This is a genomic window from Nocardia sp. NPDC056064, from assembly GCF_042266925.1.
Taxonomy (GTDB): domain Bacteria; phylum Actinomycetota; class Actinomycetes; order Mycobacteriales; family Mycobacteriaceae; genus Nocardia.
The window spans coordinates 1,504,379-1,521,774 of sequence record NZ_JBHJWO010000001.1 but is presented as its reverse complement, the minus strand read 5'-3'; the positions used below and the strand labels follow the sequence as shown (position 1 = coordinate 1,521,774).

Annotated in this window: 13 protein-coding genes and 1 pseudogene; 6 read left to right on the top strand and 8 right to left on the bottom strand. The window is 65.3% G+C overall.

The window, feature by feature from the left end; all coding sequences use genetic code 11:
* Positions 1-3: 3 nt before the first annotated feature.
* Positions 4-792: a triose-phosphate isomerase gene (gene tpiA, locus ACFC06_RS06980; protein WP_375928678.1), complete on the top strand. Its 789-nt coding sequence runs from the start codon at positions 4-6 to the stop codon at positions 790-792.
* 64 nt (positions 793-856) lie between these two features.
* Here the strand turns inward: tpiA and ACFC06_RS06975 are convergent, their stop codons facing one another.
* A complete protein-coding gene (locus ACFC06_RS06975; RefSeq protein WP_375928676.1) occupies positions 857-1,645 on the bottom strand; it encodes an META domain-containing protein in 789 nt (262 codons plus the stop codon).
* 171 nt (positions 1,646-1,816) lie between these two features.
* Between ACFC06_RS06975 and ACFC06_RS06970 the strand changes: the two genes are divergently transcribed.
* The 3 genes from ACFC06_RS06970 to ACFC06_RS06960 all read left to right on the top strand — a co-directional run bounded on the left by ACFC06_RS06970 (position 1,817) and on the right by ACFC06_RS06960 (position 4,315).
* Positions 1,817-3,412, top strand: coding sequence for an MFS transporter (locus ACFC06_RS06970; RefSeq protein ID WP_375928674.1), 1,596 nt, complete (start codon positions 1,817-1,819; stop codon positions 3,410-3,412).
* 34 nt (positions 3,413-3,446) lie between these two features.
* Entirely contained in the window at positions 3,447-3,680 is a 234-nt protein-coding gene (secG, locus tag ACFC06_RS06965; RefSeq protein WP_278264278.1) for a preprotein translocase subunit SecG, read from the top strand.
* Between the two features lie 65 nt (positions 3,681-3,745).
* Positions 3,746-4,315 carry a hypothetical protein gene (locus ACFC06_RS06960; protein ID WP_375928672.1) on the top strand — a complete coding sequence of 190 codons (570 nt, stop codon included), beginning with the start codon at positions 3,746-3,748 and terminating at the stop codon, positions 4,313-4,315.
* A 2-nt stretch (positions 4,316-4,317) separates the two neighbouring features.
* Here the strand turns inward: ACFC06_RS06960 and ACFC06_RS06955 are convergent, their stop codons facing one another.
* Positions 4,318-6,699, bottom strand: coding sequence for a thiamine pyrophosphate-dependent enzyme (locus ACFC06_RS06955; protein WP_375928670.1), 2,382 nt, complete (start codon positions 6,697-6,699; stop codon positions 4,318-4,320).
* A 79-nt stretch (positions 6,700-6,778) separates the two neighbouring features.
* On the bottom strand, positions 6,779-6,967 hold the full coding sequence (locus ACFC06_RS06950; protein ID WP_375928668.1) for a hypothetical protein: 189 nt from the start codon (positions 6,965-6,967) through the stop codon (positions 6,779-6,781).
* Between the two features lie 494 nt (positions 6,968-7,461).
* Here ACFC06_RS06950 and ACFC06_RS06945 point away from each other — a divergent pair, with 494 nt between their 5' ends.
* A complete protein-coding gene (locus tag ACFC06_RS06945; protein ID WP_375928666.1) occupies positions 7,462-7,917 on the top strand; it encodes a hypothetical protein in 456 nt (151 codons plus the stop codon).
* Positions 7,918-8,131: 214 nt separating this feature from the next.
* Here the strand turns inward: ACFC06_RS06945 and ACFC06_RS06940 are convergent, their stop codons facing one another.
* Both ACFC06_RS06940 and ACFC06_RS06935 read right to left on the bottom strand, forming a co-directional pair.
* Complete coding sequence (locus ACFC06_RS06940; protein ID WP_375928664.1) at positions 8,132-8,434, bottom strand: helix-turn-helix domain-containing protein; 303 nt, start codon at positions 8,432-8,434, stop codon at positions 8,132-8,134.
* Between the two features lie 199 nt (positions 8,435-8,633).
* Entirely contained in the window at positions 8,634-9,221 is a 588-nt protein-coding gene (locus tag ACFC06_RS06935; RefSeq protein ID WP_375928662.1) for a hypothetical protein, read from the bottom strand.
* 660 nt (positions 9,222-9,881) lie between these two features.
* Between ACFC06_RS06935 and ACFC06_RS06930 the strand changes: the two are divergent.
* Positions 9,882-10,190 (top strand): annotated as a pseudogene (locus ACFC06_RS06930) (transposase); the annotation flags it as partial.
* 1,709 nt (positions 10,191-11,899) lie between these two features.
* On the opposite strand, the gene ACFC06_RS06925 reads toward ACFC06_RS06930, so the two are convergent.
* The 3 genes from ACFC06_RS06925 to ACFC06_RS06915 are packed head-to-tail and all read right to left on the bottom strand — an operon-like array spanning position 11,900 to position 17,128.
* Complete coding sequence (locus ACFC06_RS06925; RefSeq protein ID WP_375928660.1) at positions 11,900-12,253, bottom strand: hypothetical protein; 354 nt, start codon at positions 12,251-12,253, stop codon at positions 11,900-11,902.
* A gap of 4 nt (positions 12,254-12,257) precedes the next feature.
* Entirely contained in the window at positions 12,258-16,796 is a 4,539-nt protein-coding gene (locus tag ACFC06_RS06920) for a DUF6531 domain-containing protein (protein ID WP_375928658.1), read from the bottom strand.
* The gene (locus tag ACFC06_RS06915) at positions 16,796-17,128 is read right to left on the bottom strand and encodes a type VII secretion target (protein WP_375928656.1); all 333 of its coding nucleotides are present in this window, start codon (positions 17,126-17,128) and stop codon (positions 16,796-16,798) included. The genes ACFC06_RS06920 and ACFC06_RS06915 overlap by 1 nt, the downstream gene beginning before the upstream one ends.
* Between the last annotated feature and the right edge of the window lie 268 nt (positions 17,129-17,396).

The window sequence follows — 17,396 nt, the reverse complement described above, 5'->3', positions numbered from 1 at the left end:
GCCATGGCCGCACGCAAGCCGCTCATCGCGGGCAACTGGAAGATGAACCTCAACCACCTCGAGGCCATCGCGCTGGTGCAGAAGGTGGCCTTCGCGCTGCCGGACAAGTACTTCGCGAAGGTCGATGTGGCGGTCATCCCGCCGTTCACCGACATCCGCAGCGTGCAGTCGCTGATCGAGGGCGACAAGCTCCTGCTCACCTACGGTGCGCAGGACGTGTCGACCCACGAGTCCGGTGCCTACACCGGCGAGGTCAGCGCGGCCATGCTGGCCAAGCTCGGCTGCACCTTCGTGGTCGTCGGGCACTCGGAGCGCAGGCAGTACCACAGCGAGGACGACGCCACCGTGCTGGCCAAGGCCAAGCAGGCGCTGAAGCACGGGATCACCCCGATCGTGTGCATCGGTGAGGGTCTCGGCGTCCGCGAGGCGGGCACGCACGTCGAGTACAACCTCGAGCAGCTGCGCGGTTCGCTGAAGGGGCTCTCGGCCGAGGAGATCGCGAAGGTCGTCATCGCCTACGAGCCGGTGTGGGCCATCGGCACCGGCAAGGTCGCCTCGGCGGCCGACGCGCAGGAAGTGTGCGGCGCGATCCGTGGCGAGCTGGAGAAGCTGGCCTCGCCGGAGGTCGCCGCGGGCGTGCGCGTGCTCTACGGCGGGTCGGTCAACGCCAAGAACGTCGGCGAGCTGGTCGGCCAGACCGACATCGACGGCGCGCTGGTGGGCGGTGCCTCGCTCAAGGGCGACGAGTTCGCCACCCTGTCGGCGATCGCCGCGGGCGGCCCGCTGCCCTGATCGGGTATCGAACGCCGAAGGGCCGGACTCCGCGAATCGGTGTCCGGCCCTTCGTTTTCCGCGACTACTGGGCGCGCAGCACCAGGCCGTAGCCGTTGTCGTTGCGTAGCGTGAGCTGATCGGCGTCGATGGTGGCGGTGGTGCGGCCGTCGAGTGCCCGCAGGACGTTCTGCTCGACCTCCATCACGTCGGGCGCGCACATCATCCGGGTGGTGGCCACGGCGAAGTTCACCGCGTCGCCCGGGCCGACACCCGCGGTCCCGGTGATGCGGTTGCAGCCCGCCATCCCGGCGACGGTGCCGCCCTCGCCGATGGTCAGATTCGGGCTCACCTCGTCGAGCACGGTCGAGCGGATCTGACCCTCCGGGGTGAGCATGGTGGTGACGATCCAGGTGGTGCCCAGCAGCGGCCGGTCCGGGTCGACCACCTTCTTGTCGGTGAGGTGCACGGTGACGGTCTCGCCGGTCAGCGTCAGCCGGTCACCGTCGAGGCGCCAGCGCGGGCCGGATTCCAGGAACGAGTTCTGCCAGGTGTCGGCGCGTTCGCGGCCGCCCGCGCAGGCCATCAGCGTGCCCGCCAGCGGGGAGGTGCGCAGGATGTGATCGCTCAGGTCGACGGTGCCGCTGCTGGTGTTGCAGCCGGAGTTCGCCGAGATGCGCCCGTCGGCGAAGGTGAGCGTCATCGGGCCGCCGCCGGGGATGGTGTCGCCGTCGACCTCGGTGGAGACATAGGTGTGGCCCATCGGGGTCGCGGTGTCGTCGGTGGTGTCCCCGGAATCGGAGGACGAACACGCGGTGGCCGCGGTGGCGGCCAGCACACACAGCGCGGCGAAGCGGAGCAGGGTTGCCGACATGTGCGCCATCGTACGTGCCGGGTCGTCGTGATCCGGGGAGCGACGAGAGCGCGAGCAGCCGCGGCGACGGCGGTTTTCGCGCGCTGTGCGCGGAATCCATCGCCCGATCTCCCGGCGACGCCGCCGTCGCCGCAGCGGTGACGGCGTGGTCGCCGGGGATATGCTCGGCGAGTGACCAGCGCGCCCGTGAAGCCGATTTCCACCTGGGCGCCGCTGCGTTCGCCGGTGTACCGGGCGTTGTGGATCGCCCAGCTCGTGTCGAATCTGGGCACGTGGATGCAGACCGTCGGCGCGCAGTGGATCCTGGTCGACCAGCCCAACGCGGCGGCGCTGGTGTCGTTCGTGCAGACCGCGCTCGCGTTGCCGGTGATGTTGCTGTCGATCCCGTCCGGCGTGCTCGCCGATCTCGTCGACCGGCGCAGACTACTGCTCGGCGCCCAGACCGGCATGGCCCTGGCCTCGCTCACCCTCACCGTCTTCACTGCCACCGGCCACACCACCCCGGCCGTGCTGCTCACGCTGCTGTTCCTGCTCGGCTGCGGCCAGGCGCTCACCGCCCCGGCCTGGCAGGCGATCCAGCCGGAGCTGGTCCCCCGCGAGCAGATCCCGTCGGCGGCCGCGCTGGGCAGCATGAGCGTGAATATCGGCCGCGCGGTCGGGCCCGCCGTGGCCGGGGTGATCGTCGCGGTCGCCGGGCCGACGGTGGTGTTCGCCTTCAACACGCTGTCGTTCGTCGGCATCGTCGCGGTGCTGCTGGTGTCGACCTGGCAGACCAGCCCGCACACCCTGCCCAGCGAGCGCCCGCTGGCCGCCCTCCAGGCAGGCACCCGCTTCATCCGCGCCGCGCCCGCGATCCGGCGGGTGCTGTTCCGCGCGATCCTGTTCATCGCCCCCGCCAGCGCGGTGTGGTCGCTGCTGCCGGTGATCGCGCACGACCGCCTCGGCCTGGCCTCCGACGGCTACGGCCTGCTGCTGGGTGCGCTCGGCCTCGGCGCGGTCTGCGGCGCGCTGGGCCTGTCGCGGCTGCGGGTGCTGTTCACCCCGACCCAGCGGCTCGCGCTGGCCGCCGTGCTGTTCGGGATGGGCGCGGTCGCCACCGCCCTGGTGCACAACGTGGTCATCGTGGTGATCCTGCTGGTCGGCGCGGGCCTGGCCTGGCTGCTGGCCATGGCGACACTGAACTCCACCATGCAGCTGCTGCTGCCGGCCTGGGTGCGCGCCCGCGGCCTGTCGGTCTACATGCTGGTGTTCATGGGCGGCCAGGCCATCGGCTCACTGCTGTGGGGCCTGGTCGCCGGCGCCTACGGTGCCGTCACCGCCCTGCTCGTCGCGGCCGGACTGCTGGCCTGCTGCGCGGTGAGCACGATGTGGTGGCCGATCCGGCACAACGTCGAGGACATCGACCTCTCACCCGCCGCCTTCTGGCCCGAACCGCAGCTGGTGGTCGAACCCGATGCCGCCGACGGGCCCGTCCTGGTCATGCGCGGCTACGACGTGCCGCCCGCCGAGGTGCCCGGCTTCACCGCCGCCATGGCCATGGTCGGGCGCTCCCGGCAGCGGACCGGCGCCATGGAATGGCGGCTCTACCGCGACGTCGGCGTGGTCGACCGCTATGTCGAGGCGTTCGTGGTGCGGTCCTGGGCCGAGCACATGCACCAGCACCAGGTGCGCCTGACCGCCCGCGACCGGGAGATCGAGGAGACCGTCGCCCACTATTCGGCGGGCCCCGACACCGTCTCCCACCTGGTCGCGGTCGAGCCTGGTTAGACCAGTCGGCCGCAGACCACCTAGGATGAACGCCATGTCGCTGTTCCTCGATATCCTCCTTGTGATCACCAGCGTGCTGTTGGTGCTGCTGGTGCTGCTGCACCGCGCCAAGGGCGGCGGCCTGTCCAGCCTCTTCGGTGGCGGCGTCCAGTCGAGCCTGTCGGGCTCCACGGTTGTCGAGAAGAACCTCGACCGCATCACCATCTTCGTCGGCCTGGTCTGGCTCATCGCGATCCTCGGCATCGGCCTGGAGATCAAGTTCGGCTGATCACGCCGCATTCCCCCTTTTTCGCGCCCTACCGGCTGTTTTCGTGCAGTCGGTAGGGTGTCGTCATGAGTGGTGGGGGATTGTTTCCGGATGCCGTCGACGAGGACACCCAGCGGCGCCCGACGTGGTGGACGGTTGTCTCGTGGGTGATCGTCGCGCTGGTAGCGGTGTGCTGTCTCGCCTTCCTGTGGGCCGTGCTCAGCCGGGGCGACTGGCTCGATCGGGGTCTCGTTCTGGCCCTGCTCGGTCTGGTGTGGGCGGTATGGACCGTCGCGGGGTGGGTCGCCGATCGGGCCGGACGAGTCAGCCTGCTCGCACCCCTGCTCGCGGTGCTCACGCTCGGCGCGGCCTGGAGCGGACTGCCGCAGCGCCTCGGCTGGATGCTGTCGGAATCGGCATTCGAACAGGCCGCCCGCACCTGCGCGGCCGACGACGGTGACCGCCGGATCGGCGTCATCGAGGTCAGCACGATTTCCGCGGCCGACGACGGCTGCCTCCTGTGGGTGCCGCACATGGGCCTCATCGGCCCGGCAGGCTTCGCCTACATGCCGAACGGGGAACCGCCCGTGCGCACCGGCGAGTACGAGGCGAAGTACACGCACCACGAAGGGCCGTGGTACCGCTTCCGGTACTGACCTCAGCCGAGTAGCCGACGCGCCGCATCCGCGATCGCGCCTTCGCTCAGCAAGACGGTCTCGGCGGCGGGCCCGAGCGGCACGAAGCTGTCCGCGCTGGTGACCCGGGCGAGCGCGCCGGAATATCCCGCGTCGATCAGCGCCGTGAACACCGACTCGGAAACCCCACCGCTGCGGCGTGTTTCGTCGGCCACCAGCACCCGGCCCGTGGCTCCGGCATGACGGATCAGATCATCGACCGGCAGCGGATTCAGCCAGCGTAGATCGAGCACCCGCACGTGAATCCCTTCCGCGACAAGCCGATCCGCGGTGCGCAGACTCATCGGCACCCCGTTGCCGAAGGTGACGATCGTCAGATCCATACCCTCTCCGTAGACACGAGCACTCCCGATCGGCAGATGCTCCGTATTCGGCGGGGCCACCCACGATTCGTCCCCCGGATGCAGATCCCGCGTGTGATACAGCGCGATCGGCTCGACGAACAGGCACACCCGCCCATCCACCCGCGCCGCAGACACACACGTCCGCAGCATCGCCGCCGCGTCGTCGGCCCGGGCAGGCACGGCCACCACCACCCCGGGGATATCACGCAGTGCCGCGAGGGAATCGTCATTGTGGAAGTGCCCGCCGAATCCCTTCTGATACGCCAGCCCCGCGATCCGCACCACCATGGGATTACGGAACTGCCCGTCCGAGAAGAACGGCAACGTCGCCGCCTCACCCCGAATCTGATCGGCCGCATTGTGCACATACGCGAGGTACTGGATCTCCGGGACCGGCACGAATCCGGCAAGCGCGGTGCCGAGCGCTGTCCCCAGGACGGCCTGCTCATCGAGCAAGGTATCGAAGACCCGCCGCGAACCGAACCGCTTACGCAGCCCCTTCGTGACCCCGTAGACCCCGCCTTTGCGGCCGACGTCCTCGCCGAAGACGAGCACATCGGGGTCACGCTCGAGGAGATCCGCGAGGGTGTGGTTGATCGCCTGGGCGAGGGTCATCGGGTCGGATCGGTTGTCGGCTGGTGCGGGGGTATTGCCAGGGTCCACCGTCGTCCCGGCTCCGGCTCCGGCTCCGGCTCCGGCTCCGGCTCCGGCTCCGGCTCCGGCTCCGGCTCCGGCTCCGGCTCCGGCTCCGGCTCCCGCCCCGCTCACTGTGTCGGCCTTGGCCCCGGTGACGGCCCCGGCGCTGGTCGTGCCGTCAGGCCGTGGCTGCCCGGCAGTCCCTGTTCGTGCGTTGCGGCGACCTTCGCGTCGCAGGACGTCCGCGCGGACCGCGTCCGGGTGTGCCGGTGCGAGCGGCGCGATCACCGCGGCAGCGGAGTCGAGTCGCGACTCGTGAACCACCTGATCGGCGACCTCCCGGACCCGAGCACCGACCCGGTCGTACCGCGAGAGAAGCCCATCCACATCGGCGATCCCCGCCGAGATCAGATACCGCGCGGTGCCGAGCAGCGGATCACGGGCGAGATCAGCGGCGATCTCGCCCGGACGACGATAGGAGGCTTCGACATCGGACCCCGCGTGCCCACCGAGCCGCACCATCCGCAGATGCAGAAACACCGGCCTCCGCCAGGTCCGCACCAACGCGACCGCGTCCTCGGCCGCACCGAGCACATCGGGCAGATCGGTCCCGTCAGCCGCCAGATAGGTGAGTCCGGGACGCGGACCGTAAGCGCGTTCGATCCACTCCGGCGGCGTCGGCACACTGATCCCCAGCCCGTTGTCCTCACAGACGAACAGCACCGGCATCGGCACCCCCTGCTGCGAGGCGTGCACAGCGGCATTGATCGCCCCCGTGGCGGTCGAGTGATTCGCCGAGGCGTCCCCGAAACTGCACACCACCACCGCATCCGCCGGCCACCGACACGAAACACCCAGCCGCGCAGCCCGATCCAGCGCGAACGCCAACCCGACCGCCCGCGGCAGATGCGAAGCGATGGTCGAGGTCTGCGGAATGATCGACGCGGCCCGACTCCCGAACACCTTGTGCCGCCCACCGGAAATCGGATCCGCCGCGGCCGCCACCACCCCCAACAACACATCACGGACCGGATCAACCCCCGCGATCTGCCCGCACCGCTGCACGAAGAACGCCCCCGACCGGTAGTGCAACAGCGCGGGATCATCCACCCGCAACGCCGCCGCCACCGCCGCATTCCCCTCGTGCCCCGACGACCCGATGCTGTAGAACCCCTGCCGCGCCATCCCCAACCGCCGCGCCGCCAGATCCAGATGCCTACTGGTGACCTGCGAATCGAACAGCTCCAGCCCGAACGCCGCATCGATCGCGTCCGCGGCGTCGACCCGGCTCGGCGCGGGTAGTCCGGCCAGCGCGGCCCGGAACACCGCATCGAGATCGAGCCCACCCCGCACCGCTTCGCCCATCGCTCACTCCTCGCCTGCCGCCGAGTCGTCGTGCCGAGAAACCGATGCTAATGCCGGATACGCGTCGCACCCCGCAGACTCAACCGCCACCCATGACATCGAGCACTTCCGGCGCCGCGAAGAACCGCTGCCGCCCCCGGGTCACCTCGACGAGAATGTCCGCGGCGACCAGCTTCTCGATATTCGCCGTCGCCGCACGATGGGTGACCCCCAGCGCCGCCTTCGCGATATTGATGCTGATCACCGGCGACCGGAACAACTCGTCCACCAGCACCGCCAACAGCCCGGACGGAGGCGCAGACTCGCGCTGTCAACGGGGATAGCCGACCGCTGTGCGGTGGTCTCCAGGCCGACCCCGTCGGCACTCGCCCGGGAGGGCGGGTAGGGTCCGATGGTCGGGGAAGTCCGGATGGAGGAGGGGACATGACGTCAGGCGGCCCAGGGGACCAGTTCGGATATCCGCAGCAGCCGGGTCCGTACGGAACACCCCAGCCCGGCCCCTACGGTGCCCCCCAGCCGTACCCGCAGCAACCGGGCCACTACGCGCCCTCCCCGCAACCTGCCCCCCATGGCGCACCGCAGCCCTACCAGCCCGCGCCCTACGGCGCACCGCAGCCGTACACCCAGCAACCCTACGGCCAACCGAACCCCGGCCACTACGGCGCCCCGCAGCCGAATCACGCTGCCCCACAGCCTCCTTCACCCGCCGGGCCCGAAGAAAGCCCCGCGGTCCAGGCCTACCGCGCCGCAGCAGCCCAGCACATGAGCATGGGCGGCCTCCAGGTGAGCCAGAACTGGCTGGGCCCCGTCTGGTCCACGATCGGCATCGGCGCCGTCATCAAAAGCTCCCTCAACCCCATCGAACTGGCCGTCTGCGTCGGCTACGCCGGCGAAATCTCCCCCGCCACCGTCGCCGGCTTCACCCGCCAGGTAGACGAATTCGCCCGCTCCATCCGCCGCCCCAGCGCCTTCGCCGTCAAAGGCGGCGCCTGCGCAGTAGCCGCCCTCATCTCCGAACGAGTCCACCCCGCAGCCATCCCCGCCGTCACCAACAAACCCATGAGCTTCGGCACGGTAGTAGTCCCCGCCCTCATCGACCTCACCGCCCGCCACCTCCTCATCGCCCAGAACACCCCGATGATCGGCATGGCTCTCTGGGGCTCCGTCAAAAACAACGCCCGCCACTACCTCCCCGACCCCCGAGCCGTCCTGGGCTGAGCCCCGGATAGTCGGCCTGGAGCACCGTCTGCTCGGAAAGAATCAGTGATCGTCCCGCCATCAAGAGCCTGCTTCGGGAGACCGCCGAAAGTAGTGTGAGGCGTGGTCCATCGCGATCCGTCATCGCGTTCGCCACAGCCGTGACGTGTGGCCAAGGCGTGAACCGGTGACGTTCCGTCGGGAAGGTAGCCCCGAACGAGGACGGCAGCAACCGTCACGACATGGAAATCCTCTTGAATTTCCATGTCTGCACCACATGAGGTCTGAGCGCGAACACCCGCCAGATTCGTGACACCGTGGACTGGCTCAACCCGCTCGAATCGGCCGTCGACCGGGTGGTCCAGTGCGTATCTCCCTGTGGTGGAGTCGATTCGAATCTCGCGCCGATCACTTTGTCGACCTGCTGGTTCGTGGTCACGCGAGGCTTCCCCGGCCTGGGCTCATCGGCGAGTTCCTCGATGCGGTCGTGGTCGAACCGAACTCGCCACTTGCGCACGGTCGCTCGCGATACACCCACACGCAGGCCGACTTCGGTATGGGAACCACCGACAGCGCACTCGAGCAGCCATCAGCCGGTGTCGTTCGGGGCAGTCTAGAGAATCAGATGATCTTCCAGCGACATCGAGCCATAGGTGAAGATCGGCATCAGGTATTCTCGAACACCTATTCTTGAAGGTCATCTCGCCTGACTGTCAGGCGCTCCGGAGTCCCTCACATCAGCTGTCCATCACGATTATCGATTCAGGACTTCCGGGAAGGGTGATGTACACGCGTTCGATCCTTTCTGATTCATCGCCATATTGCCGGCTGTACGATTCGAATACGTGTTCTTTGGACTCGATCGGAAGTGCGGACCGCGTAAAATCTGCGGCAATGCTGAGTCCCTGGTGCATCCGAAAGTTATCCGCCACTACCGTACTATTGAAGTTCCCGATCCAGAGTCGTGGCTGAAGAAGCCACTGGGACCCATCGTTTTCCATCAGGCCGGCGCCGAACGGCTCCCGCTCCCACCAGCCGGGTATGGAAACCATGTGTAGATAGCCATCAGGCCAGGCGGCATGCCGTTGGTGGGTCAACGCTTCCTTCAGAAGTGTGAATGTGGCATATATAAGCACGCGGTTTCTGGTGGGAGTATCGTATTTATCCAAGAAAGCTACTTCGCTGTCTCGGGAATATATGGGGAGTTCGTCGAGTTGTGAGATTTTGGAATTGTCTGCGAAGTTTACAAATTCCTGTGTGTGCGCGAGCCGCTCAAACTCTGGTCGATGATCCTCAAATATCTCGGTAGTATTCACCCGTTCCACCCGTACTCTTGTAGCCAACTCGGCACCTTGTTGCCCCATCTCGGGTTACCGTCGTGGAAAGTTCCATCCATATTGCTACCTGGAGACCCTCTACCCGGCCCCTGAGCGTGCCACTGCTTTCCAGGTACTGCAGTGTTGGGGTCGTCGACTCGACCGGTCTCGCTTGGATTGTCGTCGTCGCAAATGTGAACAGCGGAGTATGTGCTGTCCGAGTACCGAAATGGGAGTCCGTCAAGGTCATCCATTGCTTTCGTGCTTTCGCAACAGCCGTGACTTGTGGCCAAGGCGTGACCGGTGATGTCCCGTCGGAACGGTAACCCCGAACGAGGACGGCAGCAACCGTCCCGACATGGGACATCCTCTCAAAGTTCGGTCCCCGGTGCTGTCCATCCGACGAATCTATCCACTATGTCCATGACTATGTCTTCGTCGAGCTCGCGATCGAGCACACGAAGCTCCATCAGGTACTCCGTCAACTCCTCGAGGACGATCTCTCGACGATTCCCTTCCGCGATTAGATCTTCTACATAGCTCGACAGTCTCTGCCGGGGATTGTCCGATGATATTGCGCTCGAGAAAACCGTCTTTGATTTCTCGAGCGTATTTCGACTCGCTCATGCCCTACTCCATTAATCCGGCTGTGAAAGTCCTTCGACGTAACTCGCCGCAGCCAGCCCCGATCTGTCGAAGGAGACGCTGTCGAACCTCGGCCACACGATCATGAACGCCGAGTCCGACACCATGTGCGGCGCCGGTTACGGCGAACACGGAGACAATCGGGTCAACCGCCGAAACGGCTACCGCCATCGCGATTCCGACACCCGTGTCGGCACCATGGACGTCGCGATACCGAAACTGTGGTCGGTTAGTTACTTTCCGGACTGGCTGCTCGAATGCCGCAAACGCGCTGAGCGGGCACTGACCTCGGTGGTGGCGACATGCTACCTACTCGGTGTCTCGACATGGCGCCGAAGTCCCACCGAGTTTCGGGTATGCCGAGCACCTACAGAATGACCTACCTAACAAAATACGTCCTAGCGAGGCTTTGAAGCATCATCTTCGTTCCACAGCGAAATAGTGTGCCCCGCGCCGTACTCGGCAATAACTCGCGCCCACGCCTCATCGGCAGATGCGGCCGATATCCGCAATCGAACTCCCGGATTATCTCCAATCCAGATGATTCCGACGTATTCACGGTTTCGAGTACTTTCTCGATCGCTGTTCATGTGACTTTCTACTTCCTTGTGGGTAGGGCCCCAGGCATGCCGCGCTATTGCAGAATTCGCCAATAATAGTCTCCTGGACGTTGGAGAACTTCGCCTATCTCGTCAGGCGACATGGAGGCAGCACCGTGAACGGTGACCCCTGTCAAATCTCCGAATCTCCCGACATCGTCGGCATACATGCTAGAGTCCGGAACTATTGTGCCATCGGGGAATCCGTGAGTGCCAGTGAAAATGTGGATGTAATCGCCCCGCATCAGTCCGTTGTTCACCAACCCCGCGAAGAGTCGTCCTTGCTGATCCTCCCGTTCGAAGTGTAGATCCGACCTCCCGCTGCGTTTGTTCCAGACTGGGAGACGACTCTGCCGAGATCGCCGATGTCACGGTTAGTTGCTGCGGCGGAATGCCTTCCAGACTCGGTGCATGGCGTCAAACCCATTGGGTCAGTTCGGGCGTTGGGATTTCGGGGTAAGAGCTCCTAACGGTTCGGTTGCTGACTCGTCGCCAACAGATCAGGGCGGCACGGAAACTCAGGAAACCGTAATGGATGTCGGCGCGGCGTTCCCACCGCACCGCCAAGCGCCGGTACTCGTGGAACAGAGAGCGAAGGTCTGCTCCACGATCGAGCGGCCAGCAGTGACTCTCGCGGGTTCCTCGGCGAGGGGTGTAGCCGGCGATCCGGCGATGTCCCAGCTCGGCACACGGCTGGGGTAGTCGTAGCCCTTGTCACCGATGAGCGGCTTGATTTTGCGGCGCGGTGGCCCCGGCCGTCCATGCAAGGGACGAACCCGATCGAGCATGAGCGGCAGCACCAGGTGGTCGTCGACGTTGGCCGCGGAGAACTCGATGGCGAGCGGGAACCAATTCCCGCAGGTCAGCACGTGATGTTGGAACCGGTCTTGGCGCGGTCTGCCGGGCTCAGTCCTGTCGCGGAGCCCCCATTTTCGCCCGCGCGTGCGAGCCGTCGATCATAACGCGGTCGAATTCGATCAACCCGGCGGCGTTGCTGCGGTTCAGGACCGCTTGGTGCATCGTCTCGAACACCCCTGCTGCCTGCCAGTCCCGTAACCTGTGCCAACACGTCGTCCCGGACCTGAACCCGAGTTCCTGGGGCAGGCCTTCCCTCCGATCCCGGTGAGCGACGCGAACAAGCCGCCTTGGATCACCAGCCTCGGGTCATGTTGGGCCGGACCCGGTGTTCCTGCGGGTTTCATCGGTAGTAGCGGTTCGATAGCCGCCCGGAACTCATCATCCACGAGCCAGGTGCTGCCACGGCGAAACATCCTGCACCGCAGTATGTCTCACCGCTGCCCGACCGAACCCGTTAGAAGCACTTACCAGGGGCTTTGCCGGTTTGCGCGAGGGTGTAGCGTCAATCATGTTGCAGGGCAACATCGTTCACCGGCAGGTTGAGAATGGCTCACTACTCATGTCAACAAACAGCATCACAAGACACTAGCTCGTTCCCTCTTCCTTCAGGGCTCGCGCGTGTTCGGCTAATTCGCTTGCGTGATCGTCCCAGTCGGGGCCAAAACTATATAGGTCTATCGCTGCCTCATTCAACAGCTCCGCGTTTTCCGGATCCTGTAGGCAAGCGAGTCGATAACTCAAATTTCGTGCCCACACCGGCAGTGCCATCCAATCCAGGCCGATTTCTCTGCGAAGCATTGCGGAAATTTCGGTTGAACTGGAGAAGGTGACGGTTTCAATAAATTCCCTCGCCGCATCCGAAACTTGCTGTTGTGAGGAGTCATTACTTTCTCGGATCAGTTCACGGGCAATCTTCGCGAGGTCGGCCATCTGCTTCATCCCATCAGTTCAGCCAATAGGTTCCAAGTCGATACACTCCATCGGGTGATTGCATAATTCGATACCCGACATTGTGACCGTTGACTACAACATTTCGTTCGAGAGGGCCGCTAAACCCGGGAGTGCCACCTTGTGGGATGGTGCCTCCGCTGTCTATATGGTCATAGACATCCGACACGATACCCTGTTCGATTTCATCTGCCGTCATACCTGTAGTTCTCAGGTCGTTCTGAACGCCGCCAGGTCCAGTATGGGCTCGATCGTATCCGTGGCCTGTGTTGAACTGCCAGCGATCGGTGCCTACTTCACCAGTGCGTTTCAGGTCCTTTCCGGTTCCTTGGCTGCCCGTGTAGTGGACCTGTCGGCATTCGCTGGGTGCCAAGCCATGCGGGTCGACCCAAGCCATCGTGTTGTGAGGGTAGGTCATGGGGTTGGCGGCGGGGGACAGTCCAAGTGGGTCCTGCGTGAGGTATCGCCCGGTCTCGGGGTCGTAATATCGATGGTAGTTGTAATGGAGGCCGGTTTCGGGGTCGTATTGCTGTCCTTGGAAACGGTGAGGCGCATCGGTGCCGACCCAAGTCGTGCGACCCCAAAGGTCGGTGGTCGTTGTCGACTCGATATCGCCTGTAGCAGGCTCGGCCAGGTGGGTCGGAGCGCCCTGAAGATTAGTGACTATCGCCCAGAACTGGTCGTCAACGGACTGGGTGAGTGGGACGTGTGTGGTGGGATGGTTCGTCCATGTGCGAGTCTGTGTCGCTGACGCAGTAGCTGTCGATTGTTCTGAAAGATGAACACCATCCCATGTGAAGGAGGTGTAAGAGCCGATATCGTGGTTGAATTTTGTTGTTCGTCGGCCCAAAGGGTCGTACGTGTAATTCCAGATCGTGCCGTCGGGTGTGCCAACTTCGATAAGTTGATCGAAGGCATCGTAGCGGTAGTGCCAGACAGCGGGCTTTCGCGATATCCGGGTCTTTTCCTTGCGGATCAAGCGGCCGGCAGCGTCGTAGTGATAGCGGGTTCGACCGGCGCGGATAAGTAGATTGTTTCGGTACTCGAATTCGGAATGGCCAGTCAGCACAGAAGCATCGGAGTGCGAGGGGATCGGCTGGCTGGGAAGCCGAGTGGTGGTGAGGTTCGAGAGAGCGTCGTAGGTGTATTGCTCAGTGACGCCGACACCCGGTGCCGTTACGTTGCCGATGCGGCCGATCACATCGAGGGTGTAGTCGCGGCGGCGGTTCGTGGTCGGCGTCGTAGTGGTGTGGGTGGTGATATATCCGTCGGGGCGCCACCCGTAGTCATCCCGTTCTATCAGGTGGGTTGGAGTGCTCGTGCGGGGGTCGAGTTGGACGAGTTCACGGCTGAGAGTGTGTCCAGCTGGGCTGTAGGTGTTGTGTTGGCCGATTCCGGTGGTGTGCCAGCTGTTCTGGCGCCCCAGCAGGTCGTGGGTGAAGTCGAAGCGGTGGCCGTGGGTGGTGAGGGCGGATACCTGGCCGGTGACGGTGCGTTCGTAGGTGGTCGTCGCTCCGCTCGGAGTCGTGTAGCCGGTGCGGCGGCCGTAGGTGTCGTGGACGTAGGAGGTGGTGGTGTGTCCGTCGACGTGTTGGGCCTGGAGCCTGCCTGCTGGTGTGCGGTCGAAGGTGACGGTGTGGATTGTGGAGTCGTGTAGGCCGTTTCGAGCGGTGATGAGGTGGCCGGTCGGGGTGTAGGTGTTGGTGATCCATTCGCCGGTGTCGGTGCTGACTCCGGTGAAACGGCCGAGGACGTCGTAGGACTGACGACGCTGTACACCGGTCGGGGTGGTGATGACGGTCGGCCGGTTGAGTAGGTCGTGGTCGGTTCGGGTGATCGAGCCGTTGTAGTCGGTTTCGGTGCAGACGTTGCCGGCGATGTCGTATTCGTAGGTCCAGGTGTCGCCGAGGGGGTTGGTGACGGTGGTGAGGCGGCGCTCGGTGTCGTGGGTATAGGTGGTGACGGTGCCGTCGGGGGCTTCTTTGGTGGCGACGAGGTCGAAGCTGCCGTAGGTGTAGCGGGTCAGCGCGCCGATCTGGTTGGTGTGGGTGAGCAGGTTGGCTTCACCGTCGTAGGTCCACGACTGGGTCGCGCCCTCGGGGTCGGTGTGGGCGAGTAGCTTTCCCTCGACCGAGTAGTGGTGGGTGTTGATGTTGCCGAGGGCGTCGGTGATTCTGGCGGGGCGGCCGAAGACGTCGCGCTCGATGAGTGTGATCGCGGTGTTGGGTTCGGTGATGCGGATCGGGAGCCCGGCGCTGTCGATTTCGATGACGGTGGTCGCCCCGGTGGAGAGGGTGATCGATGCCGGTGCGCCGCAACTGTGGTGGGTGTAGGTGGTGGTGATGCCGTCGGCGTCGGTGACGCTGGTCAGGTTGCCGTGCTCGTCGTAGGTGCGGGCGATGGTCGAGCCGTCGACGTCGGTGACCAGGGACGGGCGGTGGGGTGCGGCGTAGCCGATGGTGATCGTTTGCTGGTCCGGGCGGCGGAGCAGGACCAGGTCGCCGTCGTCGTTGTAGAGGTAGATCGTGGTGTTGGCGTAGGCGTCTACGTGGCGGACCGGTTGGCGGTATTCGTTGTAGTCGGTCAGGGTGCTCGCGCCGCGCGGGTCGATGGTGTTGCGCAGGCACAGTTCTTCGTCGAATTCGAAGATGGTGGTGGCGCCGAGGGAATTCGTGTGATGGGTGCGGGTGCGGTTGAAGCCGGGGACGTCCTCGTAAGCGAGGGTGGCCGAGAGGATTCCGTCGGTGCCGACCTGTTCGACGACGCGGCCGGAGGGGTCGTAGGTGTTGACCATCTCGGTGCCGCGGGAATCGCGCCAGGACAGCATGCGCGCGTCACTGTCGTAGCGGTACTGGGTCATGGCCCCGACACCGTTGATGACGGAGGTGAGGTTGCCTGCGGTGTAACCGAATTCGCGAACGCGAGTCGCGACGGGGGTGCCGTCGGATGCTGTTCCGGTGACGGTGAGTGCGGTGATGCGCCCGTCGGCGGTATCGATCTCGACGCGGTAGCCGCCGGTGTGGGTGATGTGGGTGGGGGTGCCGTCACCGTTGTAGTGGAAACGGATCTGGTTGTGGTGGCGGTCGGTGATCTCGGTGATGGCGTAGTTGCCGAGTTGGGTGTCGAGGCCGGCCAGGACGGGATCGGGGTGGAAGCCCCAGGTGATTTCGCGTTCGGGGTCGTGGACGTGGTAGCCGCCGGCTTCGGTGCGGGTCATCGTCGCGCGGATGCCCTTGTGCACGGGGCGGACCGGGACGTCGGGGGCGGTGTGGGGGAACTGCCAGAGTTCGCCGTCGGGGCCGACGAATTTCACGCCGACCTGATCGACGACCACGCGCATGTCCAGCGTTGCCGCCCACGACGGGCCGAACCAGCGACCGAACCGGTAGGACGAGCGGTGGCGGCGGGTCAGGACCAGCGCCAGGACACCGGGCAGGCTCACGTCGGTTTCCGGGAGGAGGAACTCGCCGGTCGCGGCGTCGACGGGGTCGCCGCAATCGATGGTTTGTTTGGTGGTCTTGTTCGCCTCCGGTGACCCGGTTTCCTTCTGGTTGGGCAGTTGGTTGTCGGTGTTGGCGGTGACGGTCGGATTGTTGGCCGGTTTGGTTTCCGGTGTTGTTGCGCTCGGGGTATCGGGGGTGGTGCCGGGGTCTTTGACCGTCGACGGAGTTGTCGGGGAATCGGTTTGTTTGACGTTCGACGGGGTCGTCGGGGAGTCGCCGTTCTTGGTGTTGGCGGGTTTGGTGGTGGTGATGTCGTCGGTGGTCTTGCCGCCCTTGGACGGGGTCTTCTTGAAGGCTTTGGCGATGTCGCCGAAGGCGTTCTTCAGCTGCTTGAGCAGTGGCTTGAGTTTGGCCATGGTTTTGGCCAGGCGGGAGAACAGTTTCGAGATCATCGCGACGGTCTTGGCGATGTAGGCGGTGGCTTGGACCGCGATCACGGGGGTGGCCAAGCCGAGGGAGAAGATGGCTTCGGCGGCCCAGACGGCGAGGCGGCCGACGGTTTGGGCGACCAGGTCGCGCACGGTTTCGCGGACCGCGGCGACGACACCGCCGGCGAGGCGGATCGCCGAGGCGGCGGTGGTGGCCGCGGTGTTGGCGGCGGTGAGCAGGTTGGTGGTGTTGGCGGCGGCGTTCTTGTAGGCGGTGGCGGTTTGGCCGGTCCAGTCGGCGACGTCGGTGGTGACCGCGGAGTTCTGGGCGGTGGCGACCTCGCTGATGCGGGCCGCGACGTTGTCCCAGGTTTTGGCGTAGGCCTCGATCTGGGCGGGGTCGCCGGCGATCCAGTCCAGGGCGTCTTGCAGGGGTTGGCAGTGTTCGATCAGCCAGCCGACGCCGTAGGCGGCCAGGGTGCCCAGGGGGTCGACGACCAGGGATACCGCTTCGGCGGCCAGGCCGACCACGCCGAGGCCGACGTCGATCCAGGAGCCGCCGGAGATGGCGTCGGACAGGTCGGTGACCGAGGAGACCAGGCTGATCCCGGTGGACCAGTCGGTGGTGTCTTCCTTGGTGGCGATCAGGGGATTGGCGGCCATCAGAGCCCGGATTCCTGCGACTTCAGGGCGGCGGCGTTGGTGGTGTCGCGGGAGGTGAACGCGTCGGCGACCGCGGTCAGGTTCGAGCTGGTGTCACCGAAGGCGGTGATCGCGGCCTGGATGGCGTCTATCCCGTCGGTTTCGACCGAGTCGACGAACAGGGGGCCGAGGAAGGCGCACAGTTTGCCGAAAGCGTCGGAGGGGGCCGAGACGGCTTGGGCGGCTTCCAATGCTTCGGTCAGCCCGGAACCAGCCGATGTGACGTTGGTGGCGTGGGTTTTGATCTGGTCGGGGGAGATGTTGATTTCCCCGGCACCGCCTGCACTTGTCATCGTTGTCCCACCCCCGGTGAAGCCCTGTGCCACCGGGTCGGAGATGCTCGCGACCTGCGGTGCCGATTCTGATCGGACCGGTCGTCGGCGCGGTGCGAGCCGGTGCGGACGATCGGTGGCACTTGGTGCCAGTCGCTCAGCGTAGCGGAATCAGGGGCGGTTTCCGGTGTGGGGAATTCGACGGAACCTCGAGGCGGAACTGTGCGTCCAAGAGTGGTGCGCGTGGCGGGATGCGGGGGTCGTCAGCATCCCGGTCGATGAAGTTGAA

Excerpts from the sequence above, each read along its gene's own strand:
- secG (WP_278264278.1), top strand. The coding sequence starts at position 3,447 with ATGTCGCTGTTCCTCGATATCCTCCTTGTGATCACCAGCGTGCTGTTG.
- ACFC06_RS06915 (WP_375928656.1), bottom strand. The coding sequence starts at position 17,128 with ATGACAAGTGCAGGCGGTGCCGGGGAAATCAACATCTCCCCCGACCAG.
- tpiA (WP_375928678.1), top strand. The coding sequence starts at position 4 with ATGGCCGCACGCAAGCCGCTCATCGCGGGCAACTGGAAGATGAACCTC.
- ACFC06_RS06975 (WP_375928676.1), bottom strand. The coding sequence starts at position 1,645 with ATGTCGGCAACCCTGCTCCGCTTCGCCGCGCTGTGTGTGCTGGCCGCC.
- ACFC06_RS06945 (WP_375928666.1), top strand. The coding sequence starts at position 7,462 with ATGAGCATGGGCGGCCTCCAGGTGAGCCAGAACTGGCTGGGCCCCGTC.
- ACFC06_RS06920 (WP_375928658.1), bottom strand. The coding sequence starts at position 16,796 with ATGGCCGCCAATCCCCTGATCGCCACCAAGGAAGACACCACCGACTGG.
- ACFC06_RS06955 (WP_375928670.1), bottom strand. The coding sequence starts at position 6,699 with ATGGGCGAAGCGGTGCGGGGTGGGCTCGATCTCGATGCGGTGTTCCGG.
- ACFC06_RS06925 (WP_375928660.1), bottom strand. The coding sequence starts at position 12,253 with ATGAAGCAGATGGCCGACCTCGCGAAGATTGCCCGTGAACTGATCCGA.
- ACFC06_RS06960 (WP_375928672.1), top strand. The coding sequence starts at position 3,746 with ATGAGTGGTGGGGGATTGTTTCCGGATGCCGTCGACGAGGACACCCAG.